This is a genomic window from Psychrobacter sp. PAMC 21119, from assembly GCF_000247495.1.
Taxonomy (GTDB): Bacteria; Pseudomonadota; Gammaproteobacteria; order Pseudomonadales; family Moraxellaceae; genus Psychrobacter; species Psychrobacter glaciei.
In genome coordinates this window covers 59,383-72,766 of record NZ_AHVZ01000017.1, presented here as the reverse complement: position 1 = coordinate 72,766, position 13,384 = coordinate 59,383, and the positions used below count along the sequence as shown (strand labels likewise).

The following is a 13,384-nucleotide window of genomic DNA, read 5'->3' as shown; positions in this document are numbered from 1 at the left end:
TATCTGTGGCACATGTCGGCGCTATCATAACATGACATATAATTATGTCGCTAGCATAACCGTGGCTGACCAACCTTATGCCACCTATGCATCATTTCGCGGTACTAAGGTTATCAACACACCCTAGTCGCATAGCAAAAATAACCTCACAAGATTATGTGATTGGTTCATTGATGTTAAGTATGCTTATCAAATGAATACCGACAAAACGCATGTGTTCATTTTGCATGCTTCTGTTTTGTTATATACTGTTTCTAATGACAACATTATCAACTATTAGATATTACCCTATCAAGCATGACTTTTTCATTTGTGTTTGCTAAGGCAATACCTAGCACTCGGCGAGCTTAGTAAAAAATGCTGTAACCAAGCAAGTTCCATGGCGTCGTGTTTTTTGATTACTATTAGTATGCCTGACAACTAAAAAACCATCATTGACCATCCATACTTCATAAACGATTCTTTGCGTCGCCTTTGATGTTGCTGCCCTATATTTATAAGGATAATAAGTTTGAGTGATTTTGATAACGTGAATAATTCAGACAGTTTTGATGACTTTTTCGATAGTATCGGCTATCGTTTTGACGAGTCATTCAGCGATGGTTGGGATCGCATAACCCAAACCATCAAGAACCTATATGATAGAACGACTGATAAACTTGAAGATGAGCTGTCTCTGCCAGTCGCTCAGAGCTATGTCAATGATGCTCTGCAAAAGTTCGTGACCGACAATGTCAAAGCTATTTTAGAGCTGCGTGTTGAGATGCATGATGATTGGTTTCGCTTATACTGCACCATCAACGTAGCCGGTATTTATGTAGAAATCGCCAGTAATTTCAGTTTGGTTCATGTGCAACTTGATCGTAATGTACAGCGCTTTGTATTTGGGCAACAAACTTATACCGATGTGCTTAACTTACGCTGTGAGTCATTTATCAAACGTCAAGGCGTCAAGCTGTTCATTTGGTTCTACCATCGCATCCTAAAAAAAGATCCTTTAGGTTTTATTTTGTCTTATATCAATATCGCGCGCGCAAAAGATGAAGTTATTTATCTTGATATCAATCGCTGGCTAAAAAAGAACAAAAAAATCATGAGTGCTTTGCATAAGGTACAAGTGAATTATGGCGAAATTGAAGAAGAGCAAATGATTTTGAAAACGCAAATCAATTATCGCGATCTATTGGCAGCAAGCAGCAACGAGGACATCATTGGCGACGATGATGAGCCTGAACTCATGCAAGGTCCAATCAACCCGATTGATGATGCTACCGAACCGAGTCAAGTTTAGAACCCACTATAGTCAAAATATCCTAACAACGCGACGGTATTGCTGATATCAATTTTTTGTCGCCTCTGTCTGTACAGGCACAGCAAGCAAGAAAAATTGACATCAGCAGTGCATGATGTATCGATATTACTTTTCACTGACTATACTTTTAGCTCATAAAAAACGCTGATTCTTGGAGACTAAGGTCTTTTAAGAGTCAGCGTTTTTGTTTTTATCGAGCCAATTGTCATTAGCGTAAAGAGATAAGACGACTACCAGTAGTTTTCTACCGCAATATTACCCTCACCGCGACGATTCATCACCAACCCTAATGACTTTAGCGTCTCTTTGGTATCCTCTACCATGTCTGGATTGCCGCACAGCATGACATGCGTGCTATCAGTGTCTAACGCTATACCTGCCCGTTCTTGTAACGTACCGTCTAATAGCAGTTTTGGTAGACGCTCTGCCAGTGCGCCCTCAACTGGCTCACGAGTAACAATAGGAATGAAGATTAATTTGGCTGGATTATCTACTAACGTGCCAAAGTCTTCTTGTAGACTTTCTATCTTATCCACATAAGCCAGCTCTTCTATCGACCGCGCGCTATAGGCTAATACAATGTGCTCGTAATCCTGCCATGTTTGCAAGTCTTGTAGCATGGATAAAAACGGTGCGAGGCCAGTACCTGTTGCGAGCAGCCATAAATCTTTGGGCAATGGTTTTTGATAACGCGCTAAGGTTAAAAAACCAAACGGCATCGTATTGAGCAATAGCTCATCGCCCACTTGTAAATGTTGCAGCTGCGAAGTAAACGCACCATCAGGAATGACGATAGAGAAAAACTCTAACACCTCGTCAAAGGGAGAGGAGATAATCGAATAAGCACGAAAGATATCTTCATTCAATGCAGCATCAGATACGTCGCTAGAGGCCTCATCTTGCTGCTGATAATAATGTAATTGACTCGGGTTGACACCCAAACGTACAAATTGCCCCGCTGTAAATTTAAAGCTGGCAGGACGGCTGACCGTAAAGCTAAACAGATTTGGTGTCCAAGTAGTCTTACTCAGAACAGTTACGGTTTGGATATTGTCACTCATAATCATTCGTCACTTATACTTTATTAAATTTATTTTTATAAGAATTTAAACAATAAAAAAAGATGCGCCAAGCTTATCATAAAGCTGGCGCATCTGGGTTTTCTAACCGTAACAGCAGATAAGCAGCACCATACAAATACGGCGACTTATCTTATATTTATAATGGTATTACCATATACGCGCCAGACTTGCCCATTCAATCAGCGTGTTCGGCAAGATACCAAAGAAGACTATCATCGCAGTCACTGCAATCACCATAATACCACCGGTGCGAATACCCCATTGTCCAGAAACATCAAACTCAATGAATTGCTTAGGACGTTTGAAAAGCGTAAGTAAGACACGTAAGTAATAGAATAAGCCAATCGCACTACCTAAGATAATCATCGCTGCTAAGAACCAATTGGCTCCTTGTACAGCAGCTAATATGGCAAATAACTTAGTGATAAAGCCTGCCGTTAGTGGAATACCAGCCAATGACAACATCATAATGGTCATGACAGCAGTCAACACTGGACGACGCCAAAACAGTCCTTGATAGTGGGTCAGCTCATCCGCTTCACCAGCCAAGCGATAAGGGCTCGACATCAAGGTCACGACACCAAAGGCACCGATAGAGGTAAAGGCATAAACCGCCATATACATGCTAGAGATACTATCTGCGGCTGAACCAATACTGACGATCACGATCAGCACATAACCCATATGCGCAATTGAAGAATAACCCAATAGACGTTTGAGGCTGGTTTGACGAACCGCCAACAAGTTACCTGCCAAAATCGATAAGGTCGCCATGACCATCAATAGCATTTGCACCGACGGCAGCGCCAATAAAGAGGTATCGATTAAGAATCGAACCGCCAATGCCATCATAGCAACTTTGGATACTGAGGCTAAAAAAGTCGCGATAGGTGCAGGTGCGCCTTCGTAAACATCGGGTGTCCACATATGAAATGGTGCTGCTGACAGTTTAAAGGCAATGCCGAACATCATCATTGCCGCGCCAAGTATTAATAATGGCGACTCAAATACATCGACCAGCATGATGCTAATCGGCTTGAAAGCCAATGAGCCAACTTGTGCATAGATAAAAGCCATGCCCATCAGCAAGGTGGCCGATGCCGTCGCTGACAGTACCAGATATTTAAGTCCTGACTCCAGCGAGCGGTTGCGCATGTAAGTATAAGACAGCAGACCGTACAATGGTACTGAGAGCAGCTCTAAGCTCATAAAGAACGATGCCATATGCTGAGCACACACCATGAGCAGCGCGCCCGTGGTCGATAGCAGCATCAGCAAGTACAACTCATCTTTATTGTCTTTAAAATCGGCCAAATAGGCGTAAGATAAAGTACAACAAGCCAGCGCACAGATCAGTATTACCACCATATTGAACTGCGCGAAGTTATCAATCACAAAAAGCTGTTCAGCGATTGGTAACTCCGAGCCACTGGTGATTATGCCTGCCATTTGCCCAATTAAAGTAAACAGAGCAATGTTTAGGCCGACGACCGTAATAGTACCCGTCACAATATGTGAGCGTTTAATGGTGATGGCGATCATTACCAGCAATACCGTAATGACGACGGCAATGATCGGTGCATAAGGCATCAGTCCCATCAAATCATTCATCGTAAATTCATTCATGACTTAACGTGCCTCCATTGCATCAAGCAGCTGTGATGCATCTACTTGTGTCACTTGACTATATATATAAGCATTATTGATCCACTGCATAGCGTGGCTTGAGGTATCAAGGAACGGCTGTGGATACAGTCCGAGCCAGACCAAACCAGCGGCCAACATCAGTAATAACGACAGCTCACGTTTGCCTAAATCTTTTAATTTGCGGTTCGGCAAACCGTGTGACTTGGTCTCGCGCATGGCCAATGCTTCAATATTATTGGTACCAAATAATGCACGATGGATCAAGATCAGCGAGTACAATCCTGCCAATACCAAGCTGAAAGTGGCTAATACCACAAACACGGGATACTGGGCAAATGCACCTAATAAAATCATGAACTCACCGATGAAGTTCCCTGTACCTGGTATACCCAATAAGGCGGCACAGAAGAACATCAGTATGGGTGCATAGTAGCGGAATTGTCCCCACATGCCGCCCATCAAGGTTAAATCACGAGTATGCAGACGCTCGTATAACTGCCCTGCCATGATGAACAATGCTGCCGAACTTAAGCCGTGCGCTAACATCTGAATCATCAAACCTTGCAAGCTGAGTAAGCTGCCAGCATAGATTGCCAAGACCACAAAACCCATGTGCGAGATACTGGTATAAGCCAGCAAACGCTTCATATCGGTTTGCATAAAGGCCAACCAAGCACCATAGAAGATGCCAATCGTACCTAAAGTCATCGCAATCGGCGCAAAATCTTGTGATGCTGCTGGGAATAACGGTAAGACAAAACGAATCAAACCATAAGCAGCCGTCTTAATCAGTACCCCTGCCAAATCAACCGAACCAGCCGTTGGTGCCTGCGCATGCGCGTCAGGTAGCCAGCCGTGAAAAGGAACAATCGGCAGCTTGACCGCAAAGCCAATAAAGAAGCATAGCATGATGGGGTATTCCCAACCGCCGAGCGACGTACCGAGCAAATCATTGTAATTAAAGCTGACCACACCTTTTTGCGCATAGCTGATAATGACCAATACCAATATGCCAATGAGCATGATAAGCCCAGACGCTTGGGTATAGATAAAGAACTTGGTTGCCGCGTATTCTTTGGTCTTGCCACCGACCACATCATGACCCCAAATGGCGATCAAGAAATAGATAGGAACCAGCATCATCTCCCAAAAGAAGAAGAACAAAAACAGATCAATGGCTAAGAAAACACCGATGACACCGCCCAAGCTCCATAGCAAGTTCAGATGGAAGAAACCAACACGACGTTGAATCTCATTCCACGAACAGGCAACCGCTGCAATACCCAGTAGACCAGTTAAGGCCACCATCATGAGCGACAAGCCATCTAAGGCTAAATGAAAGCTAATACCAAAAGTCGGTATCCACGGCACACTAAATTCAGCGACCCAAGGCACAGCCGAATCTGGTGCAATCACCTGCTTGCTCATACCGCCAAAATCACCGTATTGCCACAGTACCAGTGACAATACAAAGGTCAACGTCATACCGATTAAAGCAATCCAGCGCGGCAGACGTTTATTAACTCGCTCTACCAACCAACATAGCAATCCTGCAATAAACGGAATCGCAATCAATGCTGGTAGCATCCACGTTTGTTGTAACTCTATCATCTTATACCACCGTCATCATTACCAGCACCAGCAATACAGCAATACCCAAGCCAAAGCTTGTAGCGTAGCCTCGAAGTGACCCTGTTTGCGTCGCAGACAATATCTTATTACCTGCTGAAGCCAGCTTAGGTAATAAAAGCCACGTTTTATCAACAGGATCGGCTTTAAATAAGCGGCCGATGAACAAAAAGGGTTTTACAAAAATTATATCGTATAGCGCGTCAAAGCCTAGACCGTGATAGCACCAGTGATATAGCGCCCCACCAATACGTGAGCGCTTAAAGCTGGTGAGTAGACGACCTTTATCCACGACATATAATAGTGCCGCCAATATCAAACCTGCCGCCATTGCACCCATCGCGATATACTCTGCGGTGTGCTTGGCATGCGCTTGACCAGCAACTTCTAATAAATGACCAACGCTCTCTGGCAGCACCCCTTGCAATGGTGGCGTAATCAATGCGCCAACCGCAGTTGATAGCACCAGCAATACAGTCAGCGGCAACCAATAAGATATCCCTGACAACTTGTGCGCAGGCGTTTTTTCTTCGCCAAAAAACACAATCCAAATCATACGGAACGTATAAAGTGCCGTTAAGAAAGCACCGAATACACCCATATAAAATAAGACCATGTGACCAGTTGCATAGGTCTCCCAAAGAATCGCTTCTTTAGAATAAAAACCAACGGTGACCCAAGGTATCGCTGCAAGTGCACCGCCACCAACGATATAACACCAAAATACCAATGGTATCTTTTTACGTAAGCCGCCCATCTTAAAGATATCTTGCTCATGGTGTACTGCAAGGATGACCGCACCTGATGATAAGAACAGTAGCGCTTTAAAGAAAGCATGCGTCATCAGATGGAAGATCGCCCCTTGCCAAGCACCCACGCCGAGCGCTAAGAACATATAGCCAATTTGGCTCATGGTTGAATAGGCAAGAATACGTTTAATATCAGTTTGCGCCAGCGCACAGAACCCAGCAACGACTAACGTCAATGCCCCTACACCCCCTACCCAATACAATAAGATACCTGGCGTTAGCTCAAACAATGGATGTAAACGGGCAATCAAATAAACGCCTGCCGTGACCATCGTTGCTGCGTGAATAAGGGCTGATACTGGTGTTGGACCTGCCATCGCATCAGCGAGCCATGTGTGTAGTGGCAACTGCGCTGATTTACCCATCGCGCCGCCGACCAACATCATCGTCGTCAGCATCATCGTTGGATTGTTGATATCAAACACTTCTGGCGCACGCGTAATAATTTCTTGAATATTAAGCGTACCGAATTCGCGGAATAATAAAAACAAACCAAAAGCTAAGAACACATCACCGACACGTGTGACGGTAAAGGCTTTCATAGCAGCGCGACCATTGGCTCTATCATGGTAATAATAACCAATCAATAAATACGAACAGATACCAACGCCTTCCCAGCCGAGATATAGCAGAAATAAGTCATCTGCTAGCACCAGTAACAACATACTGGCCACGAACAAGTTCATATAGCTAAAGAAACGGGCAAAGCCAGTGTCACCCTTCATGTACCAAGCGGCAAACAGATGAATCAAAAAGCCAATCCCAGTGATGACACCAGTCATGGTCAATGCTAGACCATCAAAGCTCAAGCCGAAGTGTGGAGCAAAGTCACCAACTTGGAACCATGTCCACAGCGGAATCTCTACTACCGTCCCTGCTGGATTGGTGGTCAAAAAAGTATAGCTAACGACTAGCGTGCATAGTGCTGATAACAGCATGCTACCAACGCCAACAATCGCTGCGACCGTCTCTGATAATTTGTCGCGCATAAAGGCTAAAATCAAAAAGCCAATGAGCGGGAATATAAAGGTTAATGGTAATAAACTCATGACATCATCCTTTCATCTCATTGGCGCTATCGACATCGAGATGCCCACGCTGATGATAAAACCGCAATAATATTGCCAGACCAATTGACGCTTCAGCCGCAGCCAACGTCAAAATAAAGATAAACATAATCTGTCCGTCTGGATCGACCCAACGACTACCTGCCACTACAAATGCTAGTGCTGCCGCGTTCATCATGATCTCAAGACTCATTAGCATAAATAAGAAGTTACGTCGTACCATGACGCCGCACAGACCGATAGCAAATAAAATACCTGCCAAAATCAGTCCATGGCTCATGGGTATCATACCCAGTACATTTTGCGCCTCAGCAACTGGCTGTACTAAGCCTGCCACCTCGTGGGCAAACGGCACGTTTGACACATCTTGTGCCACGCTTGCTGCTAGTACCATTAGTCTGACTCCTTGCGCGTGACTTGGTTCGCACCTGTTTTCATACCTACATAGTCATGCGGGTCAACATCTTTATATTCGTAGGGCTTAGCCATTTTTACGGCGTCATACTCTGTATGGACGCTATCGTTATCGTATTGCTTGATACTACCCACGCTTGGTTGAAAGTCTTGGCTCGCGTGACTGACGACCTCTTCATCAATCGACTCTTTACCCAGATGATAGGCAGCAACTAAAGCTGCTAGTAATAGCAACGCTGCTACTTCGACCAGCATAATGTATTTGGTAAATAACACCGTACCTACTGCTTTGGCAGAGATAGTCGTGCCACCCATCATAACCGCTTCATCATGGTTGAGACCAATCATCGCGTATAGCACAACTGCAATGATTATCGTCAACCCTGTCGGTATCGCCCAAGTGCCTGCATCCAGCCAACGCTCTTCGCGCTCGTCATTACTCATGCCCAAATTAAGCATCATAATGACAAAGACAAATAGCACCATAATGGCACCTGCATAGACAACGATCTCTAGCGCACCAGCAAATGGCGCACCTAGTACAAAAAATATCCCTGCGATTGCCAATAATGACACAATCATCGATAAGATAGCATGCACTGGATTGGCCTGAGTCACTACGCGCAAACTGGCAAATATTGCCACTGCAGCAAGTGAATAAAACCCAGCCAGTTCAGGATGGTTCAAAATATTCATCATGGTAGCAAGCTCCTTAGATCAATAGGTGCAGACTCGTTTTGTGCTGCGCCTTTTGGTTTGTCCGCTACCGCCATACCTGTCACACGATAATAGTTATAATCAGGGTATTTACCTGGTCCTGAAATGAGCAAATGCTCTTTTTCATAGACCAAATCTTGGCGCTTATATTCACCCAGCTCAAAATCTGGGGTCATTTGAATGGCTGTCGTTGGACAGGCTTCTTCACACAGTCCACAAAAAATACAGCGTGAGAAATTGATACGGAAAAACTCTGGATACCAGCGTCCATCTTCACGCTCGGCTTTTTGTAATGAGATACACCCTACCGGACATGCCACCGCACACAAGTTACAAGCGACACAGCGCTCGTCTCCATCGGGATCACGCGTTAGGACAATACGTCCACGAAAACGCGGCGGTACAGGTACCGGCTCTTCAGGATAAAGGATGGTGTCGCGTGGCCTGAGTGCATGACTGTTGACCATCCACATGCTGCGGACAATGGTAAATATACCAATGACGGTCTTTTTTATGGTAGTAAACATGGGATTCTTATCCTTATCAGCTTTACCCTAGTTCATCAGTGATGGCTAGTGATGATTACAACGTTGGGGAAAAGATCAAAATGACCGCAGCAGTAATCAATAAATTGATTAGCGTTACAGGCAGACATACTTTCCAGCCAAAATTCATCACCTGATCATAACGCGGACGCATGAGTGAGCCTCGAGCCAAAACAAACATGGTCATAAAGAACAGCGTTTTAATCATGAACCAAAAAGCTGGTGGAATAAATGGAATATCTAAATTAAAAGGTGCCAACCAACCGCCAAAGAACAAGCAAGTCATCAACGCAGAAATCAAGACAACATTGACATACTCGCCGATAAAGAACATACCAAACTTCATACCAGAATATTCGACATGATAGCCTTCAGCCAGCTCTTGCTCTGCTTCTGGTTGGTCAAATGGATGCCTATGCGTAACGGCTACACCAGCCACTACAAAGGTCAAAAACCCAAAAAACTGCGGGATGATATACCAGCCGTCCGCTTGCGCTTCGACAATGGCGCGCAAATTAAACGAACCTGTCAGTGCGACCACGCCCATCAGCGACAAACCTAAAAACACTTCATAACTAATAGTCTGCGCAGCAGAGCGCAAACCACCAAGTAACGAGAATTTATTAGCAGAGGCCCAACCACCGAACATTACTGCATAAACAGCAATACCAGCCATGGCAAAGAAGAACAAAATACCAATATCCCAATCAACCACGCCTAGCGTTGGAGAAATAGGAATAATGGCAAATGAGGCCAATGCAGTAAACATCGCGACCGCAGGTGCCAATGTAAACATAAACTTATCGGTAAAGTTCGGTGTCCAATCTTCTTTGAAGAAGATTTTGAGCATATCAGCAACCAGCTGTAGTGAACCAAATGGACCCACACGGTTTGGACCATAACGATCTTGCCATAAGGCCAACATACGGCGCTCATAGATAATCATCATTGCCGCAACCAATACCACGACTAAGAAGATAACCAGTGACTGCCCAACCAGAAATAAGATAGACCAAGCATCAAAGCTCAGGCTACCAGTCAAAAAGCTTGGCACATCAGGGATAATACGGGTAACTTGCATATTACACCTCCTGTGTGGTGATCGGCGCTGCATTTACGTGCGCAGCATCATTATTAATCAAAGTACTATCGTTAGCCATACTGCCCATCATCGTCACTGGTGCATCTACTTTACGTACCGATGCTGGCATCGATGGGTGAATGATACTCACCTGCCCAACTGGGTAACCGATACAACCTTCTGCTAAGTAACCGACAATCTGTACTGGCAAAGTGATTTGTTGCTTATCAATCTCTATCGCCAAGTAATCACCAGCAGCAATATTCCAGTCTTTGGCATCATCCATACCGATACGCCATGCGGCAACAGGTAGTTGCTCAGCGACGATTGGACTACGAGATGCCATCATTGAACTGGCATAAATATTATAGATAGGCACTAGCTTCGCTTGCCCTTGCTGCATATCAGTCGTCGTCGCAGAAATCGCTTCTGGCGCAATATATTGGCGTGTTTCTAAACGTGCTAGCTGATCAAATAAGCGTACACCTGGATCGCCATTTTTCAGATGACCACCGACTTTGTCTTGGTATTTGTTCCATGCTTGCGGTGAGTTCCAACCTGCCGCATTGGCAAAAGGAATCATCGAGCTTGGCGTTTCTTTACCACTATAGCCTTCCATTGAGAAGGTTAAACCAGTGTCCAAATCTTTTGGCTGCATCGGTTCATGCACTGATATCGGTGCACGCATGGCGGTACGACCTGAATAACGGCGCGGCTGACGAGCAATTTTCAGACCAGTCATACGGTAAGCAGCATCAGGTGCAGCGCCTTTAATCCCAGCAAGCTTAGGATGCGTGGCGATCAGTGCATTGATGACATCATCTAGCTGCGTCCAATCGACATCACGGCCCTCGATGCTGCTATGCACTGCATGCAACCAGCGCCAGCCTTCTTTGATACTACTCATCGGATGGTAATATTCGTTATCATAGACTTGGAAGAAACGCTGCGCACGGCCTTCAGCAGATATCAATGTGCCGTCTGCTTCTGCAAAACTAGCCGCTGGCAATACGATATCGACGTCTTTGTGCCAATCAAGTAGCTGATGATCCAGTGCAATGACGGTTTTATCAGATAATAACTGCGTCAATTTATTGGCATCGATGGCATCAGTCAGCTGATTTTCAGCGACGATAACCACATCGAAATCAGTGGCTAGCAGCTCTTCAACTGACTGTCCGCCCAGCATGCAAACACCCATGCTATTAGCATCGGTAACCGTTAAGTAGATGCCTGCTTGTGCCTGATAGCGGTTGTTCACTTCTTTTAATTCGAGCGGTTCGGCAGGGGGGCGTTCTACATCATCTTGCGTTTCTGTATTTACACCTGTTTCTGGTTTATTTGGCTTAGCAGATAAATCTTGGTCTTCTTCAGGCTGATCATTGGCAGCTTTTGCTTGGACTGCCTGTACTTTGGCATTATGAGTTTCAACTTGCTGTTGCTCAGTCGCTTTGATAGACAAGCGTTTTTGCGTTAATGCTTGAGTAATCTGCGCCGCTGCTTCTATCAATGCGGTAGACGATAAGCTACTACCCGAGATAACCAGTGGCTTATCTGCTTGAATCAAGTCATAAGCGATTTGCTTCGCTAATGCTTGCATACCATCAGTCTCAGTACTGGCATCAGCCGCTTGTGGATCTGCTATTTCTGCTAAATCATTAGCGAAGTTAGCAATTTCGTCAGCGACTTTAAAGCCAAGTTTAGTGATGTCTTCAGGTGTCGCCACCACACTCACTTTACTGATATCTTCTAGCTTAGTCTGCGTCACATCAATAACATAGACTGGGCTTAGCGCATCTTGAGCAATACGCTTAACAGGTTCTGCAAGCCAAGGTTGCGTTTGTAGCGCCGCTGCCATTTTCAGGCCTTCATTTTTTGCGGCTTGACGTACTGACAGCGCGACACGCGATGAAGTTTGCGTGATATCTTCACCCAACACCAATACCGCATCATGACTTTCAATATCCGTCATACTTGGGTTATAAATGCCATCGGTACTTAATACTTCGATGCATTTATTAACCAGTGCTTGCTGCTGATGGTTCAAACCTGTTGAGAAGTTATCAAAGCCCACGAGATTTTTTAGCGCAAAGTTGGTCTCTAAACTGGCACGTGGTGAGCCAATACCGATGACTTTTTTATCTTTGATACGTTTGATGGTTTCATCTAATGCATAATCGATATTGATTTTGACATGCTTATCATTGATACGTTCAAGCGCTTGCGTTGGACGATCATCACGATTGACATAGCCATAACCAAAGCGACCACGGTCACACAAGAAATAGCGGTTTACTTCGCCGTTATAGCGGTTTTCGATACGGCGCAATTCACCATAGCGCTCACCTGGTGAGATATTACAGCCAGCCGAGCAGCCATGACAGATGCTTGGCGCATACTGCATGTCCCATTTACGGTTATAACGTTCAGAATGTGTTTTGTCAGTAAATACACCGGTTGGGCATACTTCTGTTAAGTTGCCTGAGAATTCGCTTTCAAACTGACCATCTTTATCACGACCAAAATAGACGCGATTGTTTGAGCCATAAACGCCCAAATCTTCACCGCCTGCATAGTCTTTATAAAAACGTACACAGCGATAGCAAGCGATACAGCGATTCATCTCATGTGCTATGAATGGGCCAAGCTCTTGATTGTGATGCGTGCGTTTGGTAAAGCGGTAGCGACGACGGCTATGACCTGACATATACGTCATGTCTTGCAAATGGCAATGTCCGCCCTCTTCACAGGTTGGACAATCATGTGGATGGTTGGTCATAAGTAACTCAACCATCGACTTGCGAAACGCTTTGGCTTCATCGTCAGTGACTGAAATGTACATGTCATCGCCAGGGGCGACCATACATGACATCACGAGACGACCGCGACCTGCTTCCATATCTTCTTTGTTTTGAAATTGCTTGACCGCGCACTGACGGCAAGAGCCTACTGAGCCAAGGGCTGGATGATAACAAAAATACGGCACATCAATGCCGAGGGATAGACAAGCCTGTAGCAAGTTATCCGCGCTATCTACTTCGACAGTGGTTCCATCAATATGTATGACTGCCATGCCGCTCT

10 protein-coding genes are annotated in these 13,384 nt (G+C 45.0%); 1 reads left to right on the top strand and 9 read right to left on the bottom strand.

The features are described from left to right. The first annotated feature begins 511 nt into the window (after positions 1-511). Positions 512-1,291, top strand: a complete 780-nt coding sequence (locus tag RH96_RS06715; RefSeq protein ID WP_010198924.1) for a hypothetical protein — start codon at positions 512-514, stop codon at positions 1,289-1,291. A gap of 251 nt (positions 1,292-1,542) precedes the next feature. Here the strand turns inward: RH96_RS06715 and RH96_RS06710 are convergent, their stop codons facing one another. The 9 genes from RH96_RS06710 to nuoG form a co-directional block, all read right to left on the bottom strand. Then, positions 1,543-2,376 carry a ferredoxin--NADP reductase gene (locus RH96_RS06710; RefSeq protein WP_413540222.1) on the bottom strand — a complete coding sequence of 278 codons (834 nt, stop codon included), beginning with the start codon at positions 2,374-2,376 and terminating at the stop codon, positions 1,543-1,545. Positions 2,377-2,541: 165 nt separating this feature from the next. Further along, positions 2,542-4,020, bottom strand: a complete 1,479-nt coding sequence (locus RH96_RS06705) for an NADH-quinone oxidoreductase subunit N (RefSeq protein ID WP_010198916.1) — start codon at positions 4,018-4,020, stop codon at positions 2,542-2,544. A 3-nt stretch (positions 4,021-4,023) separates the two neighbouring features. Continuing rightward, positions 4,024-5,652, bottom strand: a complete 1,629-nt coding sequence (gene nuoM / locus RH96_RS06700) for an NADH-quinone oxidoreductase subunit M (protein WP_010198913.1) — start codon at positions 5,650-5,652, stop codon at positions 4,024-4,026. Between the two features lies 1 nt (position 5,653). Beyond that, entirely contained in the window at positions 5,654-7,528 is a 1,875-nt protein-coding gene (gene nuoL, locus RH96_RS06695) for an NADH-quinone oxidoreductase subunit L (protein ID WP_010198911.1), read from the bottom strand. 4 nt (positions 7,529-7,532) lie between these two features. Then, on the bottom strand, positions 7,533-7,841 hold the full coding sequence (gene nuoK / locus RH96_RS06690; protein WP_025653102.1) for an NADH-quinone oxidoreductase subunit NuoK: 309 nt from the start codon (positions 7,839-7,841) through the stop codon (positions 7,533-7,535). A gap of 98 nt (positions 7,842-7,939) precedes the next feature. Next, positions 7,940-8,659 carry an NADH-quinone oxidoreductase subunit J gene (gene nuoJ, locus RH96_RS06685; protein ID WP_010198905.1) on the bottom strand — a complete coding sequence of 240 codons (720 nt, stop codon included), beginning with the start codon at positions 8,657-8,659 and terminating at the stop codon, positions 7,940-7,942. Next, positions 8,656-9,204 carry an NADH-quinone oxidoreductase subunit NuoI gene (gene nuoI, locus RH96_RS06680; RefSeq protein WP_010198902.1) on the bottom strand — a complete coding sequence of 183 codons (549 nt, stop codon included), beginning with the start codon at positions 9,202-9,204 and terminating at the stop codon, positions 8,656-8,658. Before nuoI ends, nuoJ begins: the two co-directional genes overlap by 4 nt. 55 nt (positions 9,205-9,259) lie before the next feature. Then, entirely contained in the window at positions 9,260-10,303 is a 1,044-nt protein-coding gene (gene nuoH / locus RH96_RS06675) for an NADH-quinone oxidoreductase subunit NuoH (protein WP_010198901.1), read from the bottom strand. 1 nt (position 10,304) lies between these two features. Beyond that, complete coding sequence (nuoG, locus tag RH96_RS06670; protein ID WP_010198900.1) at positions 10,305-13,376, bottom strand: NADH-quinone oxidoreductase subunit NuoG; 3,072 nt, start codon at positions 13,374-13,376, stop codon at positions 10,305-10,307. Positions 13,377-13,384: the final 8 nt, after the last annotated feature.